Raw genomic sequence first — 26,885 nt, 5'->3', positions numbered from 1 at the left:
GCCCTGTCGATCCTCCGAATAACTACAAAATGAGCACTTCCCATGAGCATCTCAAGTCTGCAAGCCGAGGGGACGGCTGACGCCTCGGCGTCGCTAACCGTCAAGGCGGAAAAACGCCGACAGAGCCGTCTCAGCCTGGCCATGGTGTCACCGTCGGTGCTGGTCCTGCTGGTCTGGATGGCGGTTCCGCTGGCCATGACCCTGTATTTTTCCCTGATTCGCTACAACCTGCTGTACCCGGGCGATAACGACTTTGTCGGCCTGGAAAACTTTACCTTCTTTCTGACCGACGAAGGCTTTAGCGCCGGCATGACGAACACCCTGCTGCTGGTGTGTTCGGTACTGATTATCAGTGTCGTCGTCGGGGTCCTGATTGCGGTGCTGGTGGACACCCCCTTCTGGGGCCGCGGCATCGTGCGCGTGCTGCTGATTTCACCCTTCTTCATCATGCCCACCGTGAGTGCGCTGGTGTGGAAGAACCTGCTGCTGCACCCGGTGTCCGGGGTCTTTGCGGCGGTGTGGCGCTTTTTTGGCGCCCAGCCCATTGACTGGTTTTCCACCTATCCGATGGAAGCCATCATCATGATCGTGTCCTGGCAGTGGGTGCCCTTCGCCGTGCTGCTGCTGATGACCGCCATGCAGTCACTGGACCAGGAACAGAAGGATGCGGCCCGCCTGGATGGCGCCGGCCCCGTCTCCATCTTCTGGCACATCACCCTGCCGCACCTGGCGCGCCCGATTGCCGTGGTGGTGATGATCGAGACCATCTTCCTGCTGTCGATCTTTGCCGAGATCTTTACCACCACCGGCGGTGGCCCGGGCTACGAGACCACCAACCTGGCCTACCTCATATATAGCCAGGCACTGCTGCAGTTCGACGTCGGCCTGGCCTCGGCCGGTGGTCTGGTGGCGGTACTGCTCGCCAATGTTGCTGCCTTCATTCTGATAAGAATGATTGGCAAGAACCTTACAGACAAGGCTTAGGAGGTCGTGATGCTGACATTAAAACAAGGTCGCCAGCTGCAGACCGTTCTGCTGGGTGCGCTGGCCTGGCTGGTGGCGCTGTGCATCTTCTTCCCGATCTTCTGGATGATACTGACCAGCTTCAAGACCGAGATCGATGCCTTCGCCACACCGCCGCAGCTGTTCTTTACGCCGACGCTTGAGAACTACCTGGAAATCGACCAGCGCAGTGACTACTTCCACTTCGCCTGGAACTCGGTGGTCGTATCCTTTGGGTCGACCCTGCTGGGCATGCTGCTGGCCGTACCTGCAGCCTACTCAATGGCGTTTTTCGAAACCAAGCGCACCAAGTCGACCTTGCTGTGGATGCTGTCCACCAAGATGCTGCCGCCCGTCGGCGTGCTGGTGCCCATCTACCTGCTGTTCAAGGATGCGGGCCTGCTGGATACCAAGACCGGGCTGGTGATCATCTACACCCTGATCAACCTGCCGATCATGGTCTGGATGGTGTACACCTATTTCAAGGAAATTCCCAAGGAAATCCTCGAAGCGGCCCGCCTGGATGGTGCCACCGCGCTGCAGGAGATCTACCGGGTGCTGCTGCCGATCAGCAAGGGCGGCCTGGCCTCCACGGTACTGCTGTCCCTGATCCTGAGCTGGAACGAAGCCTTCTGGTCGCTCAACCTAACCGCCTCGTCGGCCGCCCCGCTCACCGCCCTGGTGGCGTCCTACTCCAGTCCCGAAGGGCTCTTCTGGGCCAAGCTGTCCGCCGTATCGACGCTGGCCTGTGCGCCTATTCTGATCTTCGGCTGGCTGAGTCAGAAACAGCTGGTGCGCGGTCTGTCCTTTGGCGCCGTGAAATAAATAACAACAACACGCTGAGCAACGCCGCCGTGACGATCCCGGCGGCGTCCAGAAACACGAGGATTTTCCCATGTCTGATCTGACGATTCGCAACCTGAAAAAAAGCTTCGACGACATCCACATCATCAAAGGCATCGACCTGGACATCAGGGATCACGAATTCGTCGTCTTTGTCGGTCCCTCGGGCTGTGGCAAGTCGACCCTGCTGCGCCTGATCGCCGGCCTGGAAGAAGTCACCAGCGGCCACATCCACCTGGACGAGCGCGACATCACCGACGTGGCCCCGGCCAAGCGCGACCTGGCCATGGTATTCCAGAGCTACGCCCTCTATCCCCACATGACGGTGCGCAAGAACATGTCCTTCGCCCTGGACCTGGCCGGCATCGACAAGGCCGAAGTCCAGCGCAAGGTCGACGACGCCGCCAAGGTACTGGAGCTTGGCCCCCTGCTGGAACGCAAGCCCAAGGCCCTGTCCGGTGGCCAGCGCCAGCGCGTTGCCATAGGCCGCGCCATAGTGCGTAACCCCAAGGTGTTCCTGTTCGACGAGCCGCTGTCCAACCTTGATGCCGCCCTGCGCGTACTGATGCGCCTCGAACTGGCGCGGCTGCACAAGGAACTCAACGCCACCATGATCTACGTCACCCACGACCAGGTCGAAGCCATGACCCTGGCCGACAAGGTGGTGGTCCTGAACGCCGGGCGCGTCGAGCAGGTGGGCTCGCCGCTGGAACTCTATCACCACCCGGTGAACCAGTTCGTGGCGGGCTTTATCGGCACGCCGAAAATGGCCTTCCTCAAAGGCACCGTCAAGGCGGTCAGCAGCAGCGACCTGACGGTAGCCCTGGAGTGCGGCCCGGAGTATCAGCTGCCGCACCAGAGCACCCGCCTCAAGGTCGGTGATGACATCACCATGGGCATCCGCCCCGAGCATATCGACGTGGTCGCCAGCGATGCCAGCCCGTTCAAGGTACGCCTGGATGTCACCGAACACCTGGGCGCCGATACCTACTGCTACATCAAGCTGGGCAATGGCGAAATGATGACCGTGCGCGCGCCTGGGGATTTCAGCGCTGACTACGGCCAGCACGCAGCCCTGATCCCGGACCTGTCCCAGGCGCACCTGTTCGATGCCGATGGCAAGACCATCCCGCGCCCGCGCACCCAGACCCAGGTTGCCTGAAAAGGCTTTAGCCACAGGCATAGCGACAAATCCGTCCGGGTGCTGGGCGTGACTCCTGCCGCCCGTACAGCCGAATTCTGCTTAGCCGAGCTCTGCTGGCCCGAACAGGGCCGCCCTTGGCCTGAGGTAACCCATATCATGAAACTGAATGCTGAAAATCTGTCATCGCTGCCTGCCAAAGTACTGCGCCCAGGCTATGAACGCAGCCTTGTGCGCCAGGGCATAGTGCACATAGGCGTGGGCGGCTTTCACCGTGCCCACGAGGCGGTATATACCGAAATGCTGCTCAACCAGGGGCAGGCGAATGACTGGGGAATCTGTGGCGTGGGTCTGCGCGCAGAAGACAGGGCCATGCAGGCGGCGCTGGCGTCCCAGGATTACCTCTACACCCTGGTCGAGCTGAGTGATGGTGCCGATACCCCAGTGCAGGTCATAGGCGCCATTGGTGACTTTATGCTGGCCGACGAGGGCTGCGATGCCCTGATTGCAAAGCTGGCGTCCCCCGACACCCGCATTGTCTCCCTCACCATTACCGAGGGTGGCTATTGCACCGATGACAGCAGCGGCCAGTTCAATGCCCGCTTGCCACAAATTCAACACGACCTTGAGCATCCCCAGGCGCCAAAGACAGTGTTCGGCTTTTTGGCAGCAGCGCTGATGCGTCGCCGCAATGCCGGTATCGCCCCCTTTACCCTGATGTCCTGTGACAATCTGCCCCATAACGGCGATGTTGCCCGCAAGGCGCTGCTGGGGTTCTGTGCCCTGCGTGACAGCGCGCTGCACGACTGGGTGGCCGCCAATGTCAGCTTTCCCAATGCCATGGTGGATCGCATTACCCCCATGACCAGCGATGGTCACCGTGCTCAGTTGCAGGCGGATACCGGTATTGAGGACAGCTGGCCGGTGGTGGCCGAACCTTTTCTGCAATGGGTGCTGGAGGACAAGTTCTGTAATGGTCGCCCCGAGTGGGAGCGGGTCGGTGTGCAGTTCACCGATGATGTGACGCCCTACGAGGAAATGAAGATTGGCCTGTTGAATGGTGCTCACCTGGCCATGGCCTATCTGGGTGCACTGCTGGGGCATGAGTTTGCCCACGAAACCATGCAGGATACGCAGCTGCGTGACTATGTGCGCCGCTATATGGATCAGGATGTCACGCCGCTGCTGGCCGCAGTGCCGGGCATTGATCTGAACGACTACAAGGATACCCTGATAGAGCGTTTCTCCAATACGGCCATCTGTGATCAGGTCAGTCGGCTTTGTTCCGACGGCTCGTCCAAGTTTCCCAAGTTTGTGCTGCCGACCCTGCTGGGGCAGATCGCACAGGGCAGGGCGCTGGATCGAACCGCGCTGATCATCGCCGCCTGGTGTCATTACCTGGGCGGTGTGGATGAAAAGGGCAAGAGTTATCCTATTCCGGATCCGCGCGCGGCCTGGCTGGCCGAGGCCATCAGTGATGGGGATAAACTCACCGACAACTTTCTTGCGCTGGAAGACGTATTCGGCCAGAAAATCCCGCAATCCGCGGCCTTTAAAGAAGCCTTCCAGCGTCAGCTGGAGCGGCTGCAAACTCTGGGTGTACGCGCCACCCTCGCAAAAGTGATGGCGGAGTGATGATGCAACAGCAATTTCGGGCTTGCGCGATCTTTGATATGGATGGCTTGCTGATCGACTCAGAGCCACTCTGGCTAGATGCCCAGCAAACCCAGCTGCGCGAACTCTATGATCTGGAGCTTCCCGACGCTGAGCTGCGGGCGTTTCAGGGCACCAGCACGGTGGCATTTTGCAGCGTCATGGCAGAACGCCACAGTGCCCGGGGCGTCGATGCAGACAGGCTGCTGGCAGCGATGCTGCAACAGATGCAGAGCGCCATTGTCCGCGCGCCTCTGATGCCAGGGGCGCTGGCGTTGCTGCAGCGCCTGGCACAGCTGGATATTCCCATGGCAATTGCCTCTTCATCGCCGCTGGCGTTTATCGAGGCGGTGGTACAGACCCATAAGTTGCCCGTAACGGTGCTTGCCTCAGGGCTTGAGGTGCCGCGCTCCAAGCCCCATCCGGCGGTGTTCGAACTGGCCGCCACACGTCTTGGTGCCCGTGAGCCTGGGCACTGTCGCGTATGGGAGGATTCGGTCAATGGTGTTATTGCTGGCCGCGCCGCCGGCATGCGGGTGATCGCCGTGCCGGATCAGGCTCATCCGCAGCCGGACCAGTTCGCCATTGCCCACCACGTTCATGCATCGCTGCACGACAGTCTCGACGCCGATGGCCGCGTGCCTGTGCTGTACGACGCACTCTAATAGCTAGCGACTCAACCCAATTCATGAGGGCCCCGATGGCCAATTTGCTGCAACAACTCAAACAACAGAGCACCGTGGTGGCCGATACCGGCGACCTGGACGCCATCCGCCGTTTTTCACCCCAGGATGCTACGACTAACCCCTCGCTGATTCTGCAGGCCGTGCAATCCGGCAACTACGATGCGCAGGTGCAGGCCATTTTGCACCAGGTGCGTGATCATGCCGGCAGTCTGGATGCGGCGGTAGACGAAGCCTGCGACCGCCTGGTGGTGGCGCTGGGGGCCATGATCCTGGCCCAGGTGCCGGGGCGGGTTTCCACCGAAGTGAATGCACGGCTGTCGTTCGATACCCGGGCCAGCCTTGCCAAGGCGCGCCGGCTGGTCGAACTCTATGCAGAGGCGGGCATCCCGCGTGAACGCATCCTGATCAAGCTGGCGTCCACCTGGGAGGGTATCCGCGCCGCCGAAGTGCTGGAGAAAGAGGGCATTCAGTGCAACCTTACCCTGATCTTCAGCTTTGCCCAGGCCCGCGCCTGTGCCGAAGCCGGTGTCTATCTGATTTCGCCCTTTGTTGGCCGCATTCTGGACTGGTACCGCAAGGATGATCCGGCTCGCACCTATGCCCCGGCGGACGAGCCGGGTGTGCAGTCGGTACAGCGCATCTACCGCTATTTCCGCCAGCTTGCATACCCCACAGTGGTAATGGGGGCGAGCTTTCGCAACAGCGGCGAGATTCTGGCGCTGGCAGGCTGCGATCGTCTGACCATCAGCCCCAAACTGCTGGATGAACTGGCCAGCACCGAGGGTGATCTGGTCGTGGCGCTGGCCGACAGTGGCGCGCGCGCCGAGCGTCCGGCACCGCTCACAGAAGCAGATTTCCGCTGGGACATGAACGAAGATGCCATGGCCACCGAGAAACTGGCCGAGGGTATTCGCGGCTTCGAGGCGGACCAGCGCAAGTTAGAGGCCCTGCTGCGTGATCAGCTGGCGGCCATTCAGACGCTCGGCCGTGCGGGAGAGCAGGCATGAATATGGCGGCTACAGAGCTGAATCGCCGCACACTCGCCAATGCCCTGCGGGTGCTGAGCATGGATGCGGTGCAGCAGGCAGGCTCCGGTCATCCCGGTGCCCCCCTGGGGATGGCGGATATCGCCGAAGTGCTGTGGCGTGATCAGCTCCGGCACAATCCCGCCAATCCCGCCTGGCCCAATCGCGACCGCTTCGTGCTGTCCAACGGCCACGGTTCCATGCTGCTGTACAGCTTGCTGCACCTGAGTGGTTATGACCTGCCGATTGAAGAGCTGAAAAACTTCCGTCAGTTGCATTCACGCACCCCAGGCCACCCCGAATACGGTTATACACCGGGGGTCGAGACCACCACAGGCCCGCTGGGGCAGGGGCTGGCCAATGCCGTGGGCATGGCGCTGGCTGAACAGATTCTGGCGGCGCAGTTCAACCGCCCTGACCACGACATCATCAATCATCACACCTATGCTTTTGTCGGCGACGGCTGCCTGATGGAAGGTATTTCCCATGAGGTCTGCTCCCTGGCCGGTACCCTGGGCCTGGGCAAACTGGTGGTGGTCTATGACGACAATGGCATCTCCATCGATGGTGAGGTTGAGGGCTGGTTCAGCGACGATACGCCAGCGCGCTTTCGAGCCTACGGCTGGCAGGTAATTGAGGCAGTGGACGGCCATGATGCCGCGGCCATAGCGCGCGCGCTGGTTGTGGCGCGGCAGGAAACCGCAGCCCCCACGCTGATCTGCTGCAAGACCACCATCGGCTTTGGTGCGCCCAACAAGGCCGGCAGTCATGAATGCCATGGTGCTCCCCTGGGCGCTGATGAAATCGCGGCGACCCGCGCAGCGCTCGACTGGCCCCATGGGCCCTTCGAAGTGCCGGATTCGGTCTACGCCGACTGGGATGGCCGCGCCCGCGGTGCTGCGCTGGAGCAGGACTGGCAGCAGCGACTCGAGGCTTATCGGACCGCCAACCCTGCGCTTTGCGCAGAATTGGAGCGGCGCCTGGCCGGTGATCTGCCGGCGGACTGGGATCACTTGCGCAACGATTTGATCGAGCGCACCCAGCAGGCCGCCCGCACCCAGGCCAGCCGCAAGAGCTCGCAGTTGCTGCTCGAAGCCCTGGGGCCCGTATTGCCGGAATTGCTGGGGGGCTCGGCTGATCTGGCGCCGTCCAACCTGACCCAATGGGCGGGTTCGGTGGCGGTCACGGCGGATGCGCCTGCAGGCAACTACATCCACTATGGCGTGCGCGAGTTTGGCATGAGCGCCATCATGAACGGTTTGGCGTTGCACGGCGGCTTTATCCCCTACGGCGGCACCTTTCTGATGTTTACCGAATACGCCCGCAATGCCGTGCGCATGGCGGCGTTGATGGGGTTGCGCACTGTCTTTGTCTATACCCACGACTCCATTGGTCTGGGAGAAGATGGCCCGACGCATCAGCCCATTGAGCAGATTCCGAGCTTGCGGCAGACGCCGAATCTGGATACCTGGCGCCCCTGTGACGACACCGAAACCGCGATGGCCTGGTGCTGCGCTCTGGAGCGGTCCGATGGCCCGAGTGCCCTGGTACTGTCGCGGCAGAATTTGCCGGCCGAGGCTCGCAGTACACTTCAGGCACAACAGATTCGTCGTGGTGGCTATGTGCTGCGTGACTGTGCCGCAACCCCTGAGCTGATTCTGCTGGCGACCGGTTCAGAGGTCGCCCTGGCCCAGGCCGGTGCCGATGCCCTGACCGCCGCTGGCGTGGCGGTACGAGTGGTATCGCTGCCCTGTGTAGAGCGTTTTGAACGCGAGGATCAGCGCTACCGTGACGCGGTGCTACCGCCCAATGTTCGAGCGCGCTTGGCCATCGAGATGGCGCAGCCGGATGCCTGGTATCGCTACGTTGGCCTGGATGGCGCTGTTATGGGCATCAGCAGTTTCGGCGAGTCGGCGCCGGCGGATGACCTGTTGCAGCACTTTGGCTTTACGCTGCCGCACCTGCTTGAAAAGGCGCAGGCGGTGCTGGCTCTCAATGGCAAAACCGCAGCAACAGGGGCATAGGCCATGTATCTGGGCATTGATTGCGGTACCCAGGGCACCAAGGTGGTGATTCTTGATGCCGAGCAGGGGCATATTTGCGGCGAGGGTTATGCGCCCCATGCGCTGATCAGCGACGCCAATGGCCGGCGTGAACAGGCGCCGCAGTGGTGGATCGACGCTTTTGAGCAGGCTTACCGGCAGGCGCTGGCCCAGGCCGGTATCGATAGCCAGGCGATTCGCGGCATAGGTGTGTCCGGGCAGCAGCATGGTCTGGTCGTGCTGGACGCCAGCGGTGCCGTGATACGCCCGGCGAAGCTCTGGTGCGATACCGAAACCGCGCCGCAAAATGCCGAACTGCTGGCGCTGCTCGGCGGCGAAGAGGGCTCCCGGGCACGCCTTGGCTTGACGCTGGCCACCGGCTATACGCTGTCCAAGCTGCTGTGGCTCAAACAGCACGAACCTGAAACCTTCGGGCGTATCGCCCATATTCTGCTGCCCCACGATTACATCAATTACTGGCTGACGGGTGAAATCGCCGCCGAATATGGTGATGCCTCAGGCACCGGTTATTTCGATATCCGCAGCCGGCGCTGGGTGCCCGAAGTGCTGGCGCTGATCGCCCCTGATGGTCAGCTGGAGCGGGCGCTGCCGCCACTGCGTGAAGCGCATCAGGCGGTGGGGTTTGTACGGCCAGAGCTGGCCGCACGGCTGGGGCTGGGGTCGCAGGTGCGGGTCTCCAGCGGCGGTGGCGACAACATGATGGGGGCCATAGGCACCGGCAATATGAGTGCAGGCATAGTGACACTGAGTCTGGGCACCTCTGGCACCCTATATGCCTTTAGCGATCAGACGCCGGGGCAGGAGGGCTCGGGGTTACTGGCGCCTTTCTGCTCGTCGAGCAATGGCTGGCTGCCGCTGATCTGCACCATGAATCTGACCTCGGCCGCCAATGCGGTGCGTGAGCTATTCGGCCTGAATCTGGATGATTTTAATCGGGCGGCGGCCAAGGCGCCCATCGGTTGCGAGGGTATCACCCTGCTGCCGTTCTTCAACGGCGAGCGGGTGCCGGCGCTGCCGAATGCCAGTGGCAGCCTGCTGGGGCTCAACATGCAGAACCTGACGCCGGCGAATCTGTGTCGTGGGGTGCTGGAGGGCACCAGTTTTGGCCTGCGCTACGGGCTCGACCTGATGCGGGACGCCGGTATCGAGGTGCGGCAGATCCGCCTGATTGGCGGGGGTGCCAAAAGTGCGCTCTGGCGTCAGATGATCGCAGATATTATGCAGGCGCCGGTGATCTGTCCCCGCATCGGCGAGGCTGCAGCGCTAGGGGCGGCCATTCAGGCGATTTGGTGTGACGGTCATGCAAAGGGGCTGAGTGTCTCGCTGGAGTCCCTGTGCGAGCGTTATGTGGTGCTGGATGAAGACAGCGGCCTGAATCCTGATCCTGAGTCGGTGCTTGCCTATGAGGCCGCCTATGCCCGATATCGGCAGTCGTTGTCTGCGCGGCACGGGCTTTAAGCATCCAGCTTAAGGCTCATGGCTTAAAGCTTACTGCGCTTTCTGGCTCTGCAGCCCGGCCTTGAACAGCAGGTCGTTTACGTCGCGCAGGCGCCGGCTCAGTTCACGGCCCAGGTTCATGTAAATCATGGTGAACTGGGCCGGGTCCTTGCCATAGAGCTCCTGCAGGTCGGTGGCGGAGAGTTCGATGGCGCTGCAGTCCTCCAGCGCCCGTACGCTGGCGCTGCGCGGGCAAAAGTCGATCAGGGCCATTTCGCCAAAGCAGTCCCCCGGGCCCATGGTGCTGATGCAGTATTCACGGCCCTGCCAGTGGCGCAGAATCTCCACCTTGCCGCGCTCCAGCACGAAGAGTTCTTCGGCCTTGTCGCCCTCGCGAAAGAAAAAATCGCCGGCCGCGCACTGCTCGGTACGGGTGCGCTGCAGCAGAAACTCCAGCATTTCGTCGGTAATACCACCAAAGATCGGCATCTGCTGTAACAGGGATAGCTGTGTGTGAGTCATGGCGCTTGTCTCTTGTCTGCCTCAGGGGCCTGTCGTGCAGTCTCCCTTGGCTTATGTTCACAACTGCAGTACCAGGCCTTCGCGCGCGACAACCGAGCCTGGCCTGCGTTTCTGCAGTTCGGTGTCCAGTTGTTGCAGTTCGGCGTCGGTGCGCTCGGGAGCGTGGTGGAATACCACCAGCCGGCGCACACCGGCCGCCTCGCACAGCGCCAGACCCGCTTCCCAGGTGGAATGTCCCCAGCCACGGTGGGCCGGATAATCGCTGTTGTTGTAGGTGGCATCGTAGATCACGATATCGGCGTCACGGATAAGGCGCACAAGAGCCTCGTCCTGACCCTCGGCCGGGTGCTCGGTATCGGTGACATAACAGAGTGCACGCCCGTCGTATTCGATGCGGTAGGCGGTGGCGCCGTCGGGATGGTTCAGGCCGCAGGTCAGCACCCTTACCGAGGTGGACACTGCAAGGCTATCGCCGACGTTAAAGTCCTCAAAGCGGATGTGGGCTGCCATCCGGTGCAGCGGTACCGGGAAAAACGGTGCCTGCAGATATTGCTGCAATGTAGCTTCAATACCGCCGTTGCAATTGCCGGCCCAGATCCGCAACCGACTGCCGGCATCGTAGGCCGGGGCAAAGAAGGGCAGCCCCAGAATATGGTCGTAGTGCAGGTGGCTCAGTAACAGGTCGGCATCAATGCTGCCTTTTAGCTGCTGGCCTAGGTGCTGCAGGCCGCTGCCGGCATCGAGAATAAGCAGGCGCTCGCCCGCGCGCACCTCCACGCAGGAGGTGTTGCCGCCATAGAGCAGGGTATCCTGCCCGGGGCAGGGTATGGAGCCGCGCACGCCCCAGAATCGAACCTGGAAATCGCCAGCCATGGTTGCCTCAGCCTGTTTGTCGTCTGCTATGCAGTGTAGGCGCTGGCACAGGAAAGGCGTGGCGGGGGGGACAAACCGCAGCGGTGGTGCCGGGGCTAAGGCGCGGGGTCACTCAGGCGGCATAGGCCCGCAGGAACATCTGTACGCAGTCTTGCACATAACGCTGGTGTTCGGCGTCGCTGAGCAGACCGCCGGCATTGAGTTCCAGCCGCATGCGCTGTTCGCCGTGGACCATATTGAGAAACTGCACCGCCGCGAAGCGCGGCTCCGGGACCCGCAGCTGCCCACGGCTGTCGAATTGTTGCAGTAGCTGGCTCATCAGGCCGATCACCCGTTCGGGGCCGGCGGCGAAAAACAGCCGCGACAGCTCGGGGTAACTTTCCGCCTCGCTGATGCAGGTGCGCGATACCTGGATCGATTCCCGGGAGAGCAGCAACCTGGAAAAATTTTCGGCGATATTGAGCAGCTGCGCCGGCGTATTGTCACCGGGTTCGAACATGGCTGCGGTCAGGTCGTGGGCGACACACTTGCATCCCACGGCATCGACAAAAAGGTCTTCCTTGTTGCCGAAATGGCTGTAGACCGTCTGTTTCGACACGCCGGCCTGGCGGGCGATCTGATCCATACTGGTGGTGGAAAATCCCTGCTCGGTGAACAGCTTCATCGCCGCATTGAGTATCAGGATACGTTTTTCTTCACTCTTGGTTCTGGCTTTGCTCATCGGGCACCATAAATCATACTGGACAGTCTAGTTTAACAAGCCTAGACTTCCGTTCATTACTAGACTAGACAGTCCAGTCTTTCAAGTTCATCAGCGGGCGAATGTAACATGAATACCCGGCAAGTTGTCTCTTTAAAGGCGGGTGCACGCCTGCGATCGCAGGCCCTGCGCGGGCTGCTGTTCCTGGCGGGCACGGGGCTGGTCGCGACTCTGGCCGGTTGCGCGGATTCCGATGCCACCCAGGCGGCCCCCGCCAATTATCATGTTGCCCGCAGTCAGGTGTTACAGCAGCAGCCAGGTTACGCGCTCAGGCGCACCTTTATCGGCAAGGTGCAGGCGCGGCAAAGCGCCAGCATCGGTTTCGAGCAGAGCGGCAAGGTGGCAAAACTGCTGGCCGATGAAGGTGAAACCGTGCTCAAGGGCGCTGTGCTGGCGGAGCAGGACACAGAACTACTGCACATTGAACGCCAGGAGCTGCAGGCCCAGCTGCAGCAGACCCAGGCGGATCTGGCGCTGGTGCAGGCCAACCTCAAACGACTGAACTCCCTCAACAAGCGCGGCTTTAGCTCCGAGCAAAGCCTGGATGAGCTGCAGGCACGGCAAAAGGGTCTGCAGGCCACCCGGGCGCGGGTGCATGCATCCCTGGCCGCCAGTCAGCTGCGCATTGATAAATCCACCCTGAGGGCACCCTACAGCGCCCAGATCAGCCGCCGTCTGACTGACGAAGGCGAGGTGGTCGGTGCCGGCAGTCCTGCGTTTACCCTGTTGCAGAGCGGCCCGGCCGAGGTGCACGTCGGTGTGCCGGTGGACATGCTGGAGCAGTTGCACGCGCAGCAGCAGCTGGATGTGCGCCTGGGCACACGGCAGCTGAGTGCACGTCTGCTGACCAAGGGCTTTGATGTGGACCCCATTACCCGCACCGTATCGCTGCGGCTGGAACTGCCGGCCGGTGCCTTATCTGTGAACGGCGAACTGGCCTATCTGGCGCTGGAACAAAGTTTCCAGCAGCCCGGCTACTGGGTGCCACTGAGCGCACTGACCGACGGCCTGCGCGGGCTCTGGAATATCTACAGTCTGGAGCCCCAGGCGGAGGCCGGGCTCTATGAGCTGCAGAGTCGCGATGTTCAGGTGCTGCATGCCACCGCCACCGATGCCTACGTGACAGGCGCGCTGGCCGATGGCGAGCGGGTACTGAGCGCAGGCCTGCAGCGTCTGGTACCGGGCCAGATCGTCAAGCTTGCGGCTATCACTCCCACGGCAACGGCACCTGTGGCGGGCCCTGAGTCATGAGGCGCCTGCTGCAGAACGGCCGCCTGCTGACACTGCTGGTGGCGGTGCTGATTGTGGCGGGCGTAGGCGCACTCACCACCTTGCCGCGCACCGAAGACCCGCGCATTCTCAACCGCCAGGCCATCGTTATTACCCATTTGCCGGGGGCCAGTGCCGAGCGGGTCGAGGCCCAGGTGAGCGAGAAAATCGAAAACGAACTGCGCACCCTGGCCGAGATCAAGCACCTGACCTCGACCTCCCGCCCCGGTATTTCGATGGTCAAGATTGAACTCAAAGACAGCGTGACCGCCCCCCGGCCTATCTGGTCGCGCACGCGGGATCTGCTGGGGGATGTGACCTCCCTGCTGCCGCCTGGCGCCAGCAAGCCGGAACTGGACGATGACCGCGGCTATGCCTTCACCAGCCTGATCGCCCTCAAGTGGCACGCCACAACCGAGGCTGATCTTGCCATCCTCGGGCGCTACGGCAAGGCGCTGCGCGATCGCATGCGCGCCCTGCCGGGCACTGACTTCGTGGATCTGTTCGGCGAGCAGGACGAAGAAATTCTGGTGCAGATCAATCCGCATCTGGCCAGCAACCTGCACCTGACGCCGGCCCAGATTGCGCAGCGCATCCAGGGCGCCGACGCCAAGGTGTCCGCAGGCCAGCTCAACAATGATCACAATCAGCTGCAGGTGGAGCTCGCAGGCGCGCTGGACTCACTCGATCGCATCCGCCAGATTCCTCTGGCCAGTGATGCCAATGGCTATCTCTTGCGCCTGGGGGATCTGGCCGAGGTACGCCGCAGCCTGAAATGGCCCGAACAGGAGCTGGCGATCATTGATGGCGAGGCCGCCGTTGTGGTGGCGGTGCGCATGTTGCCGGATTTGCGCATCGATCGCTGGAGCGCTGCGCTGCGGGCGGACCTGGCGCAGTTTTCCGAGCAGCTGCCGGGCAATATAGAGGCCGAAATCCTGTTTGATCAGAACCACTATACCGAGCGTCGTCTGGGCGAACTGGTGAACAATATCCTGCTGGGGTTCAGCCTGATTGCGCTGGTACTGCTGGTGACCCTGGGCTGGCGTTCGGCACTGATCGTTACCTTTTCCCTGCCGCTTACGGTGCTTTTTACCCTGACAGTGATGAAATATTACGGTCTGCCGATTCATCAGATGTCGGTGACCGGGTTGGTGGTGGCCCTGGGCATCATGGTGGATAACGCCATCGTCATGGCCGATACCATCGCCCAGCGCCGGCGCCAGGGGCTGAGTGCCATTGAGGCGGTTATCCGGTCCCTGCGCCACCTCTGGCTGCCGCTGCTGGGCTCGACTCTCACCACCATTCTGGCCTTCATGCCCATAGTGCTGATGCCGGGGCCGGCGGGGGAGTTCGTCGGCGGCATTGCCCTGAGCGTGATCTTTGCACTGATTGGCTCCTACCTGATTTCCCACAGCGTGGTGGCGGTGCTGGCCGGGCGTTTTCTGCGCGCAGGTGATGCCAGTCAGACGCACTGGTATCAGCAGGGCGTGCAGCTGGACGGGCTGGCGCGGCTGTTCCGACGCTCGCTGCAAATCGTGCTGCGTTTCCCCAGGATGGCGATCTTGCTGCTGTTTCTGATTCCGCTGACCGGCTTTATCAGCGCCGGCCAGCTCAAGGAGCAGTTTTTCCCGCCCTCGGACCGGGACATGTTTCAGATCGAGATGTATCTGCCGGCCCAGACCAGCATCGTCGAAACCCGTCGTGTCAGTGCCGAGGTCAGTGCGCTGCTGCAGAATACGCCCGGAGTCGATTCGGTGCAGTGGTTTCTGGGCAACAGCGCGCCGGCCTTTTACTACAACATGATTGGGGGGCAGCAGGGGGCGCCGAACTTTGGCCAGGCGATGGTCAGTACCCACGATTTTCGCATCGCCAACCGCCTGATTCCGCAACTGCAGCGCAAGCTCGATGATCTGTTGCCCGAAGCGCAGATCCTGGTGCGCACGCTGGAGCAGGGGCCGCCGTTCAACGCCCCCATCGAACTGCGCCTCTATGGCCCCAATCTTGACCAGCTGCAGGCTCTTGGTCAGCAGGCGCGTGAGGTGCTTTCCAGAACCCAAGACGTGATTCACAGTCGCGCGACCCTGCAGCCGGGGACACCCAAGGTGCGGGTAAGGGTCGATGAAGCAGCGGGTCAGATCAGTGGCTTCACGCTGCAGGGCATGGCTGGCGCGCTTCAGGGTACGCTCAGCGGTGTCACCGGTGGCAGCATTCTGGAAAGCACCGAATCGGTGCCGGTGCGGGTGCGGGTGGGCAATGAAGAGCGCCGCGAATTGCAGGATCTGGCCAACCTGAGCCTCACCTCACCCCGTGCCGGCGGCAATATACCGCTGTCGGCTCTGGCGAGCCTGGAGCTGGAGCCCAGCCGTGGCGCCATTCCAAGGCGTGATGGCCAGCGCGTTAATGTCGTGGAGGGCTATCTGCGTGCAGGTGTGCTGGCCTCGGTCGCACTGGCGGAGTTCCGACATAATCTGGAAGACGCCGGCTTCCATCTGCCTGCGGGCTATCGTATGGAGTTTGGCGGTGAGTCGGCTGGGCGCAACGATGCCGTAGGCAACCTGATGGCGAGCCTGGGCGTGATACTGACCCTGCTGATCACGGTGGTGGTGCTGTCATTCAATTCGTTTCGCATCAGCATGCTTATTTTTCTGTCGGCGCTGCAGTCAGCGGGGCTCGGTTTGCTCAGCGTTTACCTGTTCTCATACCCCTTTGGCTTTACCGTGATTATCGGTCTGCTGGGGCTGATGGGGCTGGCGATCAACGCCGCCATCGTTATTCTGGCCGAACTCAAGGCCGATGCCCTGGCGGTGCGGGGAGACCCCGCCGCAATTGTGCACGCGGTGCAAAGCTGCAGCCGCCATATTGGCTCCACCACTATCACCACGGTGGGGGGCTTTTTGCCGCTGATCCTGGCTGGGGGTGGTTTCTGGCCGCCGTTCGCCATTGCCATTGCCGGCGGCACTGTGCTGACGACTCTGCTGTCGTTCTACTTTGTACCGGCGGCGTTCATGCTGATGGGACGCTACAAGGCGTTTGATGTTGCCGGCGGTGAGCCGCAGCAGAGCCCGGTGGATGGGCGCACACTGCAAACTTTAAACTAGTCGCCACCGCTCAGGCGGGCTTTCTGATGCCATAGAAGTGATACAGCAGCGCCAGTGCGAAGCAGATAAATGCGGGTGCGGCCAGGGCATAAAACTGCAACTGGGCGTAGAGCAATGCACCCGTGACGCCGCCGGCGACAAAGCCGGTGATGATCAATATCAGCAGCAGCGCCTTGCGCCGGTCAAAGCGTTCGCCCCGAAGTGTTGCGCCCAGCATGATGCCCAGATCGGTGAAAATTCCGGTTACGTGGGTGGTGCGGATGATGGCGCCGCTGTAGGTCGTCGCCAGGGCATTTTGCAGGCCACAGGCGGCGGAGGCGAAGTAGTGGCCCAGCACCGAACCCTGGTTGAGAAAATAGATTGCGATCAGCAAGCAGGCTCCTTCAATAAGGAGCAGCGAATCATAGTGCCGGCCGAGCTTCAGGGATGGGCTGGATATGAGAAAGCCCGACAGCGCAGCTCCCAGCAGAAAGCTCAGCAGTACCGCCGCCAAATGCAGGCTGGCACTGGAGGCACTTGCTAGCTGTGCCCCCAGCAGGGTGGCGGTACCCGACAGGTGGGAGATGGACTGGTGCGCAAACCCCAGCAGACCCACGGCGTTCACCGTGCCCGCGAGCAGTGCCAGCATAAAGGCGCCCAATTCAATCCAGCGGGGCAGTTTTGAGATCATGGATCCATCCTTGCGTGAGCGATAACAGCTTTCGGAACTGCGGTGCAGCTTGTATGCCGAAGAGGGCAACTATTTTAACAGCCCGGATGCAACAGTGTCGCATGGGCGGAGTCGGTACGGGGGGCCCCGCTACTCTTAGCTATTGTGATAAATGCCCTTTGTGGCATTAATACTGGATGCCTTGAATGGAAGGGAACAACATGATCAATCTAGAGCTCAAAATACCGCCCGTAGCTGTGGTGCTTATCTGTGCTGTGCTGATGTGGCTTGTGGCGGTGATTTTGCCGCAGCATGGCCTGGCCGATACTATTGCCCGCGTTGTCGGCGTTATTTTTGTGGCGCTCAGCATGCTAGGCGGCTTTTTGGGCGTAGGGGCTTTTCTAAAGGCCAAGACTACGGTTGATCCGTTGTTGCGGTACAAGACATCCTCGCTGGTGACTTCCGGCATCTATGGGGTCAGTCGTAATCCGATGTATCTGGGGATGCTGGGTCTGTTAATCGGTTTCGGTTTTTACCTTGGCAGCCTCTATTCACTGAGCCTGTGTGTCGGCTTTGTATGGTACCTGAACCGCTTTCAGATTGAGCCTGAAGAGCGGATGCTGGCAGCACAGCTCCCTGAAGAATTCGCCCGTTACCAGGCCAGGGTACGGCGCTGGATCTGATACGCCAGGGCCCCGAAAACCCGGCACAAAAACCGTATTATCTTCTGAGTGGCCAAAGGAGTGCTTATATCGATGTCACTTGAATCAATGTCGCTGACTGCAGAGCACATCGAAGAGCTCAAGAGCGCCAAGCGCTTGCTGGAAAACCCGGGCATAGCCGCGCGCCTGTCTAACTCGCTGGCCACGCCTATTGATCGGGCGATAAAGCTGCTGCCAGCGGCGGCTCATAAAACCATTATGGCGGCGGTCACCAAATCCCTGGAGACGGCGCTGCGCACGGCCCTGTTTACCCTGGGAGATAGCCCGCAACCGGCGTCCAATTTGACCCACAGGGCAACAGTTGCGCTCAGTGGTGCCGCGGGGGGCGCTTTGGGTCTGGCGGCCCTGGCCATTGAACTGCCGGTTTCCACTACCATTATGCTGCGTTCGATCGCCGATATCGCACGGGGTGAGGGCGAAGACCTGAAGCAGGAAGAAGCCCGGCTTGCCTGTCTTGAGGTTTTTGCGTTGGGGGGGAGCAGTGACAAGGATGATGCGGCCGAGTCTGGCTACTTCGGTGTTCGGGCCGCGCTGGCGTCCGCCATTACTGAGGCTGCGAGCCATGTCGCCTCCAGGGGCGCGGTCAAGGACGGCGCACCGGCGCTGGTGCGGCTTATTACGCAGATTGCCGCGCGCTTCAGCATTCCGGTAACGCAAAAAGCGGCTGCACAGGCCGTTCCCATTATAGGGGCGGCGGGCGGCGCCATGATCAACACGCTGTTCATCGGCCATTTCCAGGATATTGCCCGCGGGCATTTTACCGTGCGGCGGCTGGAGCGTATCTATACAACTGAGCGGGTACAGGCGGTATACGACGATTTGTAGTCTGCTGGGATATTAATATGCCAATAACCGCTGGTGGCGTCGACCGCGTTTTGCGGGGCCGGTGTGGGAACTTGCTGCAGCGCAAGCTCGCAGGCACGGCGCTGTAAGGACATGAATAGCGACTATCCTTGAATCGTTATGCGGTGAATTCTAGCTCGCCAGTTCGGATTCAGGCCGACCCGGCGGGGTTAAAGCGGTTACGGATGCCGGTCGCCAAACAGGCGATGCGCGAAACGGCAGAGGCTGTTATCCCATTGCTACCCCCGTTCAGAATTACCCTTATCACCTGAAAAGGAGACTGATTGTGAATATGAAAGAAGCTTACGAGAAAAAGATGCAAGCCCAGCTCGATGAATGGGATGCTGACATTAAAAAGCTCAAGGCGCAGGCGGACAAGGCCAGGGCTGATGCCCAGCTTGAATACTTCAAGCAGATTGAGGGACTGCGTGAGCGTCAGCAGCGGGCGCAGCAGAAACTGACCGAAATCCAGCAGGCCAGCGATACGGCTTGGGAAGATCTCAAAGCCGGCGCTGAGAGCTCCTGGGACTCGCTCGCTGATGCCATGCGTGCGGCCAGATCCCGTTTCAAGTAAGGCCAGGCCTTGCTCTTGAAATGGCAATCGTTGGCAGGGCGGTCAGCTATATGCCGGGACCGGGATCAGAAACCCCGAGTGCGGGAACGATGCAAAAGCTTGTCATACCCGGATGGGATCAGCGGGGGCTGACTGTTGTGAAGTCACGGCAGTATGGTTGAGTTACGAGCCGTTAATGAGGGGCGCTATGTTCTACTTTGCCTATGGATCCAACCTGTCGGAACGGCGCCTGCGGGCCCGCATATCCTCGGTTCGAAAAGTCGCCAATGGCGTGCTCGCAGGACACCAGCTGAGGTTTCATAAAGTCAGCCAGCGGGACGGTTCAGCCAAATGTGATGCCTTCGACACAGGCGTTGCCCGGCATTTTGTGCTCGGGGTGCTGTTCGACATATCGGCACCGGACAGAGCCCGCCTCGACCGTTATGAAGGTCTGAACTGTGGCTATGAGGCCAGGGATATTCTGGTTCGGCTTGATGATGGATCAAGTGTGGCTGCCTTTACCTACTGCGCCACCCTTATAAATCCGGCAGTGCGCCCTTTTGACTGGTACCTTGAGCATGTACTCAGAGGCGCCCGGGAGCATGGCTTTGCGCACGCCTATATCCAGCAGATCGAGGCCATCGAGTGCGTCACCGACCCCGATGCAGCACGCTGTGCCAGGGAACGGGGCATTTACTGCTCGTCAAAGCGCGCTGCTAGCCGGGGGATATAGCCCGGCCTGAGCCGCGCGGCCGGGTTAATTCTCAGTTGCAGTGATTGCCGGAGTAATCGCCTGTTTCTGGCTAGCGGATTTCACCAGCTCAGCTATTGTGCGGTACTGATCCCCGCTCTCGCCGGACAAGCCGGCAACAACGCCGCGCCTGTTGCGTTCTGGCTGATTCTGGCTGAGTTTCCACTGGCCGGTGATGGCGCTGATTTCTATTTCCAGCCCGACAATGGCCGGCAACATTTTTTGAATGAACTCTTCGGGTGCGTCTGCGGTTGACCAGGGCCTTTGCTGCCCGGCTTCATGCTGGTCTGTCAGGCGGTTGATCATTGCCAGCAACCAGTCCTTGTCCTGGATATAGGACATCACGCCTTTGACATGGACCACGACATAATTCCATGTCGGTACGGCTTTGCCCGTTTCCTGCTTGGTTGGATAGTGGTTGGGCGAGATATAGCAGTTCGGACCATTGAACACGACCAGCACGTCGGATTTGTCTGGGAGCGTTTTCCATAGGGGGTTTGCCCTGGCGATATGGGCCTGAAGCACGGCCTTGCCATCCTTCTCGCATAGCAGTACAGGCAGATGGTTTGCTTCCAGACCGGATGCCGAGTGGGTCATCAAGGTTGCGAAGGGATACTCACGGATCAGGCCTTCCAGCTGCGCACGATCATTCTGTTGGAAGTTCTTGGGGTTATGCATGATGAATCCCGCTGGCAGCCTGTGGGTTTTTCCGCAGTAGATCAGTGTTAAGTCCGGCAGGCTGCTAATGCCTTGTGTCCGCCGGGCCACAAGCTGCGCATAATCGCGCACTTGCAGCCGTTTTTCCAGCCAGCTTAATAATCCCGCTGCTTGACGCCGGTATAGAGCTGGCGTGGCCGGCCGATACGGTTCGGGCTGCTGTGAAATTCACTCCAGTGTGAAATCCAGCCGATGGTGCGGGCGACGGCGAAAATCACGGTGAACATATTGGTGGGGATGCCGATGGCATTCAGAATGATGCCGGAGTAGAAGTCGACGTTTGGGTAGAGTTTGCGCTTGATAAAGTAGTCGTCCTTCAGTGCTATCTGTTCAAGCTGCCGAGCTATTTTCAGCAGCGGATCATCGGATTTGCCGAGTTCCTTCAGCACCTCATCGCAGCTGGCCTTCATCACCGTGGCCCGTGGATCGAAGTTGTGATACACGCGGTGACCGAAGCCCATCAGGCGGAAGGAATCATCCGGGTCCTTGGCGCGCTTGATGAACTCGGGGATACGGGATTCGTCACCGATCTCCTGCAGCATGCTCAATACCGCTTCGTTGGCGCCGCCGTGGGCGGGGCCCCAGAGCGCGGCTATGCCGGAGGCAATGCAGGCAAAGGGGTTGGCGCCGGAGGAACCCGCCAGGCGCACGGTGGAGGTCGAGGCGTTCTGTTCGTGGTCGGCGTGCAGCATGAAGATACGGTCCATCGCCTTGGCCAGCACCGGGTTGGGTTTGGAATCCGAACAGGGTGTACCAAACATCATGTGCAGAAAATTCTCGGCATAGGCCAGGTTGTTGCGCGGATACATGAAGGGCTGGCCAATCGAGTACTTGTAGCACATGGCCGCCAGGGTTGGCATCTTGGCAATCAGGCGAAAGGCGCAGACTTCACGGTGATGCGGATCGCTGATATCCAGTGAGTCGTGGTAGAAGGCTGAGAGGGCGCCGACACAGGCGACCATGATCGCCATCGGGTGCGCATCGCGGCGAAAGCCCCGGAAGAAGTAGGTGATCTGTTCGTGCACCATGGTGTGGTTCATGACGATATTGACGAACTCCGCTTTCTGCTGCGGGCTCGGCAGCTCGCCGTTGAGTAACAAATAGCAAACCTCCAGATAGTCGGACTTCTCGGCGAGCTGCTCGATCGGGTAGCCCCGGTGCAGCAGTATGCCTTTGTCACCGTCGATGTAGGTGATGCCGGATTCGCAGGCGGCGGTGGAGACGAAACCGGGGTCATAGGTAAAGATTCCCATGCCGCTGAGCGAGCGAACGTCGATGACGTCCGGGCCCAGGGTGCCGGAATACACCGGTAATTCGATCGGTGTATCGATACCGTCGACGATCAACTGTGCTTTTCTGTCAGTCATGGAGTGCGCCTCGGAGGGTCAGTTTGGGTGGTCGTAAGGTTGCTCGTATGGATGCAGTGGCTGCCATTGCTTAGGTTATTTTAGTCGGGAATTGGTGGGTTCTCGCAGGTGCCTGGAATAGGCGTGCCGGCGCAGGGGCTGCGGTTTTGTCGAGTCTGTATTTCGCGTCTTGGTGACCTGCTTTCCTTGTTGCGCGACAAGGACTTTTTACAAGGGGACGCGGGCAAGGCTCTTTACCTTGAAGAATGCACCGCCCATCAGCCGGCCTGCGGCGACACTGCGCGCCGGAATGATGCTCCGGACGCTGGCCTTCAAGGTGAAGAGCCGGAACCCCCTGTTCCTAATCTGCATCTCGGCAGGCCCCGTCTCGCTCCTGCGGGCCTGATCGCACACTGACCTCAGGGCTCGCCGGCATATGGCCATGGATGGTCGGTAGCCAGAGAATGCAGGAGCAATTCTCTGCTCATAAGGGGAGTCGAAACCGTTCTGATATTCCCGCTGCGAACGGTTAATATGGCCTCGTCGAAGTGGACAGGTACATAAACCGTCTGCTCGAACTCAGAGGTTTTGCCCCGTGTCCCGGAATTCGCAGACTCATCCTCGAAATTAGACCGGGGCTCACTTCCCGGAATTCGCAGGCTCATTTCATATATGGTCTGGCTACAGGCTGCAACTCGTAGGTAATGAGCGCAGCGAATTCCGACGTCCGCAGTGAGGCTGTGGAGTACGATGCTTCAGGCTCCGACGGAGTAGGTGTTCCATATTGAGCGTCAATAAATAAAATCGTCAGCGGAGATTCTGATGCGGTCACTGTTAAAGCAGATGCTGGGGCTTGTCGGCTGGCTGGTTGTGAGCTTTGCGGCGGCTGCCGTTGGAGCCGTGGCTTCGATTCAGGCCAAGCCTTTTTACAGCCAGCTTGCCCAGCCGGACTGGGCACCGCCGCCAGGGGTATTTGGCCCTGTGTGGACGGCTCTTTATGCCCTCATGGCCATCGCCGCCTGGTGGGTATGGCGTTTGCTGTCTGTCAGGGCGCACGACCTTGAGGGGGCAGACCGCGCGCCTCGAGCCGTCTGTCGGGCTTACCCGCACGACTGCATGGATGCAGGGGCTAGGACTAAGCTGGATGCCTGAGCCGAGTAGACCTGTGTTAAATCCGACAGTCAGCCAAGGGCACCTCGATTAACCGATGATTTTCGCTGAATTGAGCAACAGCTCTACGGCGACGACAAAAACAGGGTAATTTCCCCGGCAAATGAAGGTTTATTTCATCAGTTTGATGCCTATCCGTGGTTCGAATCACGCCTGCTGGGCGCCATTCGACCCACGGCGGCCATCAGAAAGCCTCGATTCGGGCTCGGCGTAAATACACCAACCGCTTCAGGTTGTAGCAGGTCGCCATCATCGTCATTTTTATGTTCGCCCGTGCCTGACCGATGGTGCGTATCAGCATGCCTCCCATCTGCTCGATGGCCCCGAACACATGCTCTACCCGGGCGCGGATCTTGGCGATGCGGTGGTTGCGCCGTTTCTGGCAGTCGGACAGTGGACGGTTACGCGCCCCTTTGCGTTGAATTTCAGGGCGATTGCCACGCTGCCTGAGATCCGCCTCCCGCGCCTGGCTGGCATAGCCGCGATCGGCGTAGACATTCCGGCTGGTGTTATAGGGATCCAGTACTTGCTCGAAGTGACGGCTGTCATGCACCGAGGCGGTGCTGGTCTCAATTTCGCGGATCACCTTATAGCGCTTGTCTACATTGATCGACAGCTTATAGCCGAAGTGGCTCTTGCCATGTTTCTTGGTCCAGGTGGCATCCAGGTCCTTCTGACGGCGCTGGGCCGGCTTCCAGTCGGCGGGCGTGGCCTGCTGCTCGATGATGTCTTTTTCATGACTGCGAATACGCTGTTTGGGCGCAGGGACCAGGGTCGCATCGATAATTTGACCGCCGCGCGCAATATAGCCCCGGCGCATCAGTTGATCCGCTACACCGTCAAACAGGGCTCTGGCGCCGGCTTCACCGATCCGGTTCTCAAATGTCCAGATCGTGGTGCGGTCCGGAATATTACTGATCTGCGTGAGTCCGCAAAAGCGCTGGTAACTCATGCGGTCCAGCAGTTGGTATTCCATCTGCTCGTCGGACAGGTTGTATAGCCGTTTGAGTACCAGAATTCGCACCATCGTCTCCGTCGGGAAGGGAGGCCTGCCACCCTGCGAGCTGACCGGACGCGGCGCAACTTGATCAACGGCCGCCGCCAGGGCAGAAAAGTCGATGTGCAGATTGATCTCCGCCAGCGGATCGCCCAGGCGGTCGATCTTCTCCCGGTGCTGATCGGCGGCAAACAAATCGGTCTTGAGGGCGCTGCGTAGCTTCTTCATCGGTGTCAGTCCGTGGCTGTATCAGACGCTGTGAATTTTACCCAAGGGTACAGCTGGTCGGCGAGGTTTTTCGAGGCGCCCCCAAGTAAAGTGGTACATTTCTGTTCCAGAAAGCCGCCAACTTCATCTGGCCGGAGTTTGATACGCTATATTTTTACTGTTTAAGTGGTTTCAAGGATTCTGTATGAATGTGGATAAAGCTAAAAAACGAATTGCGAAACAGGTAAATAAAGGTTTTAAAGGTTATCCTCAAATTACATTGAAGTACTTTGGAAAGAGTTCTGATTGTGCTACCGAGGTAGTTATTCAATTTACTTTGGAAGAAGGTGCTGAAGTTCAAGAGGAACGGTTTGTGAGTGAAACTGACGCCAGAGAAAATGAGGTTATTCAATCTGCCTTGCTCAAAATTATTGAGCGCGCTAATGCTAATTCGGTAATGGAAATTGCAGGCACCTCAGTTCTTTGATGTTATACCCTAAATGTTCTGTTATTAATCTGGCGGGCAAGTAGGTTCCCCGTGTGTATCAAGTAGATGGGTAGCAGGGTAGTTCAATGACATGGGTGGAACTTTATATTTTTCGTCATTGGCGGGAGTGGGGTATTTTCTTCGAAAAGCCGTACATTACAACCAGCCACGGTGACCTTCTGCCAATCACAGGTTGTGATTATTAGTCTCCTTTTCTGTAGGTTGAATTTTTCTGCTTGTTTGGGGGCAGGGTCAGGTCTGTGGTGGTGGGGGGCGATCCCGGCCCACAGATTGTCGGGTACTGTGTGCGCCAGCGTACCGTACGGTTGAAATTGGAAGGGTAGAGTAAGGGCTAGAGCGTAATGGTTCGTTCTTAGCACTTATTGCAATCTTTTGACCTAAAAGAAGGTAAATTCCATGAACAGCATCGTCTACCTCGTCGGCGCAGTCGTAATTATCCTAGTCATCTTGTCGTTTCTCGGCCTGAGATAAAGTATTGAGATGGCTCAGGGGGCTGGGCTCAAGCTAGCTTCCCCTTGAGTCATGGCAGTTCTTGAGTACGCCACTGCCCGGTTATCGCGGGCTGGAACGTAGCGCAACCAAGTCGAAGGCGGAGATAACTTCGGCGATATAAAATATGACTCCGGGATACGCGGCCCCTGCTTGAATTTATTGGCATCGAAATCGCGCTGGTGCCAGATCGCCAACAGCAGGGTTTCGACCAGTGTTCGTCGAGGAACGAGTTATTGTCAAATCTGGTGTACGGCGTCAGGCGGCGTTCCTGTCTGACTGATCCTTTACTTGCTCACCATCCTTGAACTTCACGTTGTTGACCACGAGGGTCAGCAGATTAAATCCCTTGATCCGTTTCCAGTTTTTCTGTGCCGACTCCAACAGCTTGTAGACCATCGCCAGCGTCGTGTCCCTTGAGCCGCAGTTACGCGTCCGCTTGGTGCGCAACCTTACCGTGGCGAAAGTCGATTCGATCGGGTTAGTGGTCCGGATATGCACCCAGTGCTCCGCCGGGAAGTCGTAGAACGCCAGCAGCTCTTCCCGGTCCTTGGCCAGGCAATCCATGGCTTTGGGGTACTTGCTACTGAACCGGGTCAGCGCCCGATCAAATGCCACCTTGGCCGCGTCACGCGTCTCGGCCATCCAGATATCGTGAAGCGCTTCTTTCACTTTGGGTTGCATGGATTTGGGCAGCTTGTTCAGTACATTCGCCGTCTTGTGGACCCAGCAGCGCTGGTGCCGGCTGGCAGGATACGTTTTGGTCAGTGCTTTCCAGAACCCCAGTGCGCCATCGCCAATCGCCAGCTTCGGCGCGGTTTCCAAGCCACGCTCGCGCAGACCCTGCAGTAACTCCTCCCAGCTTGCCGTCGACTCCCGGTAGCCGTCTTCTACCGCAACCAATTCCTTGCGGCCGTGCTCGGTGACGCCAATGATCACCAGCAGGCAGAGGCGATCATCCATCCGGACGTTGCTGTGCACGCCGTCGGCCCACCAGTACACATAGCGCGAGCTCGCCAGGTCCCGTTGCCGCCATTGCTGGTGCTCTTCGAGCCATTGGCTCTTGAGTCGGGAGATCGTATTGGCCGATAGCCCCTTGGCCTGATCACCCAACAGCGCGGCCAGTGAGTCCTGAAAATCTCCGGTGGAGATGCCCTTCAAGTACAGCCAGGGCAACAACTCCTCGACACTCCGGGCCCGCTTCAGGTACGGCGGCAGTAGCGCGCTGTTGAATCGAATCCCGGAGCCGCTTCGGTCCCGCACCTTGGGCACCTTGATCTCGACATCACCGAGGCCGGTCTGGACGGTACGTTCAGGCAAATAGCCATTGCGAACCACGGCCTGGCGGCCATCTGGGAGCCGGGATTCGGCGTGCTGATTCAGAAGCCCCTGAAGCTCGGCTTCGACGGCTTGTGCGATCAGTTCACGTGCCCCTGCACGCAATAGCTCGGTCAGCGGATCTACTGCCTGTGCCTCTGGTTGTGAAAGAGCCCTCAGGGTAAAATCGGTCATGGCGTATCACCTCTGTTGATTGAGATCTTGGTCGTGATCAATCAACAGG

The 26,885-nt window shown here is 59.8% G+C and carries 24 protein-coding genes; 16 read left to right on the top strand and 8 right to left on the bottom strand.

The annotated features are described in order from the left end of the window. The first annotated feature begins 141 nt into the window (after positions 1-141). From A8C75_RS14725 to xylB, 8 genes are all read left to right on the top strand, one after another. Entirely contained in the window at positions 142-984 is an 843-nt protein-coding gene (locus tag A8C75_RS14725; protein ID WP_227819994.1) for a carbohydrate ABC transporter permease, read from the top strand. A 9-nt stretch (positions 985-993) separates the two neighbouring features. Next, on the top strand, positions 994-1,827 hold the full coding sequence (locus A8C75_RS14720) for a carbohydrate ABC transporter permease (RefSeq protein WP_067377134.1): 834 nt from the start codon (positions 994-996) through the stop codon (positions 1,825-1,827). Positions 1,828-1,897: 70 nt separating this feature from the next. Then, complete coding sequence (locus A8C75_RS14715; RefSeq protein WP_067383917.1) at positions 1,898-3,007, top strand: ABC transporter ATP-binding protein; 1,110 nt, start codon at positions 1,898-1,900, stop codon at positions 3,005-3,007. A gap of 138 nt (positions 3,008-3,145) precedes the next feature. Further along, complete coding sequence (locus A8C75_RS14710; protein ID WP_067387354.1) at positions 3,146-4,621, top strand: mannitol dehydrogenase family protein; 1,476 nt, start codon at positions 3,146-3,148, stop codon at positions 4,619-4,621. A 2-nt stretch (positions 4,622-4,623) separates the two neighbouring features. Next, positions 4,624-5,304 carry an HAD family hydrolase gene (locus A8C75_RS14705; RefSeq protein WP_084784258.1) on the top strand — a complete coding sequence of 227 codons (681 nt, stop codon included), beginning with the start codon at positions 4,624-4,626 and terminating at the stop codon, positions 5,302-5,304. A gap of 35 nt (positions 5,305-5,339) precedes the next feature. Beyond that, entirely contained in the window at positions 5,340-6,332 is a 993-nt protein-coding gene (gene tal / locus A8C75_RS14700; protein ID WP_067383911.1) for a transaldolase, read from the top strand. Continuing rightward, positions 6,329-8,374, top strand: a complete 2,046-nt coding sequence (gene tkt, locus A8C75_RS14695; protein WP_084784088.1) for a transketolase — start codon at positions 6,329-6,331, stop codon at positions 8,372-8,374. Before tal ends, tkt begins: the two co-directional genes overlap by 4 nt. A gap of 3 nt (positions 8,375-8,377) precedes the next feature. After that, a complete protein-coding gene (gene xylB, locus A8C75_RS14690) occupies positions 8,378-9,871 on the top strand; it encodes a xylulokinase (RefSeq protein ID WP_067383905.1) in 1,494 nt (497 codons plus the stop codon). A gap of 30 nt (positions 9,872-9,901) precedes the next feature. Here xylB and A8C75_RS14685 read toward each other — a convergent pair whose 3' ends face one another. From A8C75_RS14685 to A8C75_RS14675, 3 genes are all read right to left on the bottom strand, one after another. Then, complete coding sequence (locus A8C75_RS14685) at positions 9,902-10,372, bottom strand: Crp/Fnr family transcriptional regulator (protein ID WP_067383902.1); 471 nt, start codon at positions 10,370-10,372, stop codon at positions 9,902-9,904. Between the two features lie 57 nt (positions 10,373-10,429). After that, positions 10,430-11,245, bottom strand: a complete 816-nt coding sequence (locus tag A8C75_RS14680) for an MBL fold metallo-hydrolase (protein ID WP_067383899.1) — start codon at positions 11,243-11,245, stop codon at positions 10,430-10,432. A gap of 112 nt (positions 11,246-11,357) precedes the next feature. Further along, entirely contained in the window at positions 11,358-11,966 is a 609-nt protein-coding gene (locus tag A8C75_RS14675; protein ID WP_067383895.1) for a TetR/AcrR family transcriptional regulator, read from the bottom strand. 108 nt (positions 11,967-12,074) lie between these two features. Between A8C75_RS14675 and A8C75_RS14670 the strand changes: the two genes are divergently transcribed. After that, positions 12,075-13,256, top strand: coding sequence for an efflux RND transporter periplasmic adaptor subunit (locus tag A8C75_RS14670; protein WP_067383892.1), 1,182 nt, complete (start codon positions 12,075-12,077; stop codon positions 13,254-13,256). Next, positions 13,253-16,372 carry an efflux RND transporter permease subunit gene (locus A8C75_RS14665; protein ID WP_067383888.1) on the top strand — a complete coding sequence of 1,040 codons (3,120 nt, stop codon included), beginning with the start codon at positions 13,253-13,255 and terminating at the stop codon, positions 16,370-16,372. Before A8C75_RS14670 ends, A8C75_RS14665 begins: the two co-directional genes overlap by 4 nt. Positions 16,373-16,382: 10 nt before the next feature. Here the strand turns inward: A8C75_RS14665 and A8C75_RS14660 are convergent, their stop codons facing one another. Then, positions 16,383-17,042 (bottom strand): YoaK family protein, encoded by a 660-nt coding sequence (locus A8C75_RS14660; protein WP_067383884.1) that lies wholly within the window; start codon positions 17,040-17,042, stop codon positions 16,383-16,385. A 200-nt stretch (positions 17,043-17,242) separates the two neighbouring features. Here A8C75_RS14660 and A8C75_RS14655 point away from each other — a divergent pair, with 200 nt between their 5' ends. From A8C75_RS14655 to A8C75_RS14640, 4 genes are all read left to right on the top strand, one after another. Continuing rightward, positions 17,243-17,704 carry a methyltransferase family protein gene (locus A8C75_RS14655; protein WP_067387353.1) on the top strand — a complete coding sequence of 154 codons (462 nt, stop codon included), beginning with the start codon at positions 17,243-17,245 and terminating at the stop codon, positions 17,702-17,704. 72 nt (positions 17,705-17,776) lie between these two features. Further along, positions 17,777-18,568, top strand: coding sequence for an EcsC family protein (locus A8C75_RS14650; RefSeq protein ID WP_227819937.1), 792 nt, complete (start codon positions 17,777-17,779; stop codon positions 18,566-18,568). 310 nt (positions 18,569-18,878) lie between these two features. Next, complete coding sequence (locus A8C75_RS14645; RefSeq protein WP_227820020.1) at positions 18,879-19,160, top strand: sll1863 family stress response protein; 282 nt, start codon at positions 18,879-18,881, stop codon at positions 19,158-19,160. Between the two features lie 187 nt (positions 19,161-19,347). Continuing rightward, positions 19,348-19,872, top strand: a complete 525-nt coding sequence (locus A8C75_RS14640; protein ID WP_084784087.1) for a gamma-glutamylcyclotransferase family protein — start codon at positions 19,348-19,350, stop codon at positions 19,870-19,872. Positions 19,873-19,896: 24 nt separating this feature from the next. On the opposite strand, the gene A8C75_RS14635 is transcribed toward A8C75_RS14640, so the two are convergent. Beyond that, a complete protein-coding gene (locus tag A8C75_RS14635; protein WP_227819936.1) occupies positions 19,897-20,679 on the bottom strand; it encodes an FMN-binding negative transcriptional regulator in 783 nt (260 codons plus the stop codon). Between the two features lie 23 nt (positions 20,680-20,702). Further along, a complete protein-coding gene (gene gltA / locus A8C75_RS14630) occupies positions 20,703-21,974 on the bottom strand; it encodes a citrate synthase (protein WP_067383870.1) in 1,272 nt (423 codons plus the stop codon). 801 nt (positions 21,975-22,775) lie between these two features. Here gltA and A8C75_RS23140 point away from each other — a divergent pair. Then, a complete protein-coding gene (locus A8C75_RS23140) occupies positions 22,776-23,105 on the top strand; it encodes a TspO/MBR family protein (protein WP_084784086.1) in 330 nt (109 codons plus the stop codon). Between the two features lie 202 nt (positions 23,106-23,307). Here A8C75_RS23140 and A8C75_RS14620 read toward each other — a convergent pair whose 3' ends face one another. Further along, positions 23,308-24,348 carry an IS5 family transposase gene (locus tag A8C75_RS14620; RefSeq protein WP_067383867.1) on the bottom strand — a complete coding sequence of 347 codons (1,041 nt, stop codon included), beginning with the start codon at positions 24,346-24,348 and terminating at the stop codon, positions 23,308-23,310. A gap of 184 nt (positions 24,349-24,532) precedes the next feature. Between A8C75_RS14620 and A8C75_RS14615 the strand changes: the two genes are divergently transcribed. Beyond that, entirely contained in the window at positions 24,533-24,814 is a 282-nt protein-coding gene (locus A8C75_RS14615) for a hypothetical protein (protein WP_067383864.1), read from the top strand. A 768-nt stretch (positions 24,815-25,582) separates the two neighbouring features. On the opposite strand, the gene A8C75_RS14610 is transcribed toward A8C75_RS14615, so the two are convergent. After that, complete coding sequence (locus tag A8C75_RS14610; RefSeq protein ID WP_067383861.1) at positions 25,583-26,836, bottom strand: IS256 family transposase; 1,254 nt, start codon at positions 26,834-26,836, stop codon at positions 25,583-25,585. Positions 26,837-26,885: the final 49 nt, after the last annotated feature.

The sequence above is a fragment of the Marinobacterium aestuarii genome, from assembly GCF_001651805.1.
Classification (GTDB): domain Bacteria; phylum Pseudomonadota; class Gammaproteobacteria; order Pseudomonadales; family Balneatricaceae; genus Marinobacterium_A; species Marinobacterium_A aestuarii.
Note: the sequence above shows the minus strand (reverse complement) of the source record. Positions and strands in the feature narration are given on the sequence as shown.

What these genes read in the sequence shown, in the direction of transcription:
- A8C75_RS14675 (WP_067383895.1), bottom strand. Translation starts at nt 11,966, where the DNA reads ATGAGCAAAGCCAGAACCAAGAGTGAAGAAAAACGTATCCTGATACTC.
- A8C75_RS14670 (WP_067383892.1), top strand. Translation starts at nt 12,075, where the DNA reads ATGAATACCCGGCAAGTTGTCTCTTTAAAGGCGGGTGCACGCCTGCGA.
- A8C75_RS14650 (WP_227819937.1), top strand. Translation starts at nt 17,777, where the DNA reads ATGTCACTTGAATCAATGTCGCTGACTGCAGAGCACATCGAAGAGCTC.
- A8C75_RS23140 (WP_084784086.1), top strand. Translation starts at nt 22,776, where the DNA reads ATGCGGTCACTGTTAAAGCAGATGCTGGGGCTTGTCGGCTGGCTGGTT.
- A8C75_RS14715 (WP_067383917.1), top strand. Translation starts at nt 1,898, where the DNA reads ATGTCTGATCTGACGATTCGCAACCTGAAAAAAAGCTTCGACGACATC.
- A8C75_RS14655 (WP_067387353.1), top strand. Translation starts at nt 17,243, where the DNA reads ATGATCAATCTAGAGCTCAAAATACCGCCCGTAGCTGTGGTGCTTATC.
- A8C75_RS14725 (WP_227819994.1), top strand. Translation starts at nt 142, where the DNA reads ATGGTGTCACCGTCGGTGCTGGTCCTGCTGGTCTGGATGGCGGTTCCG.
- A8C75_RS14685 (WP_067383902.1), bottom strand. Translation starts at nt 10,372, where the DNA reads ATGACTCACACACAGCTATCCCTGTTACAGCAGATGCCGATCTTTGGT.
- xylB (WP_067383905.1), top strand. Translation starts at nt 8,378, where the DNA reads ATGTATCTGGGCATTGATTGCGGTACCCAGGGCACCAAGGTGGTGATT.
- A8C75_RS14660 (WP_067383884.1), bottom strand. Translation starts at nt 17,042, where the DNA reads ATGATCTCAAAACTGCCCCGCTGGATTGAATTGGGCGCCTTTATGCTG.
- A8C75_RS14705 (WP_084784258.1), top strand. Translation starts at nt 4,624, where the DNA reads ATGCAACAGCAATTTCGGGCTTGCGCGATCTTTGATATGGATGGCTTG.
- tkt (WP_084784088.1), top strand. Translation starts at nt 6,329, where the DNA reads ATGAATATGGCGGCTACAGAGCTGAATCGCCGCACACTCGCCAATGCC.
- A8C75_RS14615 (WP_067383864.1), top strand. Translation starts at nt 24,533, where the DNA reads ATGAATGTGGATAAAGCTAAAAAACGAATTGCGAAACAGGTAAATAAA.
- A8C75_RS14710 (WP_067387354.1), top strand. Translation starts at nt 3,146, where the DNA reads ATGAAACTGAATGCTGAAAATCTGTCATCGCTGCCTGCCAAAGTACTG.
- tal (WP_067383911.1), top strand. Translation starts at nt 5,340, where the DNA reads ATGGCCAATTTGCTGCAACAACTCAAACAACAGAGCACCGTGGTGGCC.
- A8C75_RS14620 (WP_067383867.1), bottom strand. Translation starts at nt 24,348, where the DNA reads ATGAAGAAGCTACGCAGCGCCCTCAAGACCGATTTGTTTGCCGCCGAT.
- A8C75_RS14680 (WP_067383899.1), bottom strand. Translation starts at nt 11,245, where the DNA reads ATGGCTGGCGATTTCCAGGTTCGATTCTGGGGCGTGCGCGGCTCCATA.
- gltA (WP_067383870.1), bottom strand. Translation starts at nt 21,974, where the DNA reads ATGACTGACAGAAAAGCACAGTTGATCGTCGACGGTATCGATACACCG.
- A8C75_RS14610 (WP_067383861.1), bottom strand. Translation starts at nt 26,836, where the DNA reads ATGACCGATTTTACCCTGAGGGCTCTTTCACAACCAGAGGCACAGGCA.
- A8C75_RS14720 (WP_067377134.1), top strand. Translation starts at nt 994, where the DNA reads ATGCTGACATTAAAACAAGGTCGCCAGCTGCAGACCGTTCTGCTGGGT.
- A8C75_RS14640 (WP_084784087.1), top strand. Translation starts at nt 19,348, where the DNA reads ATGTTCTACTTTGCCTATGGATCCAACCTGTCGGAACGGCGCCTGCGG.
- A8C75_RS14645 (WP_227820020.1), top strand. Translation starts at nt 18,879, where the DNA reads ATGAAAGAAGCTTACGAGAAAAAGATGCAAGCCCAGCTCGATGAATGG.
- A8C75_RS14665 (WP_067383888.1), top strand. Translation starts at nt 13,253, where the DNA reads ATGAGGCGCCTGCTGCAGAACGGCCGCCTGCTGACACTGCTGGTGGCG.